The organism is Massilia sp. P2_C2 (assembly GCF_056404615.1).
The window spans coordinates 1-1,232 of sequence record NZ_JBFUDR010000608.1; the positions used below are offsets into that span (position 1 = coordinate 1).

At 70.5% G+C, this 1,232-nt stretch carries 2 protein-coding genes; both read right to left on the minus strand.

What is annotated here, in order from left to right; all coding sequences use genetic code 11:
* A partial coding sequence (locus tag AC1DYX_RS31275) for a hypothetical protein (RefSeq protein WP_477266124.1) occupies positions 1 to 263 on the minus strand: 263 nt, incomplete at its 3' end.
* A gap of 97 nt (positions 264 to 360) precedes the next feature.
* The coding region (gene sctC, locus AC1DYX_RS31280) for a type III secretion system outer membrane ring subunit SctC (RefSeq protein WP_477266126.1) at positions 361 to 1,232 on the minus strand (872 nt) is incomplete at its 5' end.

Below are 1,232 nucleotides of genomic sequence, written 5' to 3' on the forward strand. Positions count from 1 at the left end.
TCCGCGACTTCCTCGATCTCGCTGATGGCCGGCGGCGCCGGATGGACGGCGGCGCCGGCGCGGCCGCTGCCGCCGCTGGCGCTGCTGTCGCTGCGCAGCAACTGCGCGAGCGTCGGCAACCGGTTCAGTTGCGCGGGCGCGCTGCTGCGGCGGGCACGGGGCCGGGCGGCCTGCGTGTTCGACGGCGTGTTCGACGGCGTTTCGGTGGCATGGTCGTCGACGCGATGCGAAGTGATTTGGGACGTGCTGCCGGTTCGGATCATGCGGAACTCCTCGAAAAGGTGCGATGGGTCAGCTTAGCGGGCGCAAACGCCCGCCAAGCGCGGCAAACGAAGGCGTCGCCGCCGCGCCGAAGCGCGGTCACGTGGGGGTGACGATGCGCGGCGTGAGCAGGAACAGGCGCCGGAATTTCTGCTTCTGGTCCTGCTTGTTCCTGAAGAGCGCGCCGACGACGGGCAGCTTCGAAAGAAACGGCACGTCGGTGTTCCCGCTGGTGCTCTGCTCGACCGAGTAGCCGGCGATGAGGAGGCTTTCGCCGTTGCGGATCAGCGCCTCGGTGTCGATCTCGCTGTTGCTCACGACGGGCAGCTGGCCCACGAGCTGGCCCGTCAGCTGGCCGTCCTCGATGTGGATCGTCAGGCGGATGCCGCCGTCGCCCTCCGGCACCACCATCGGCAGCACGCGCAGCGAGGTCCCCGCCGACACGCTGTACAGATCGGCCGACTGGTAGCCCGCGACCGGCACGTAGAACGTCGTCTTGTTGTCCATGACGGCTTCCACGTGGTCCAGCGTGGCGACCTTGGGGCTCGCCGTGATGCGCGCTTCGCTGGTCTGCTCCAGCGCGCTGACGCGGGCCAGCAGGTAGCGGCCGGCGCCGCCCAGCACGGCCGTCAGCGTGCCGCCGGTGGGCGTCGTCGCGGGGGCGCTGTCGCCGGCGCTGGGCGTCCCGAAGCCGGACGGGTTCAACGAGCCGGGGAAGGCGGCCTGCGCCAGGTTGCCGGCGCCCGTCTCGAAGTCGAAGTTGCGGCCGTGCAGGCGCCAGTCGACGCCCAGCTGCGCCAGCGCGTTCTCGGTGACGTCGATGATGCTCGCGCTGATCTCCAGCACCTGCGGCCGCGTGTCCAGGGTGGCGATGAGGCGCGCGTAGTCCGCCATCTTTTCCGGCAGGTCGCGCACGAGGATCGCGTTGGTGCGCGGGTCGGGCTGGATGGTGGGCGTGTCGTCTTCCGGCA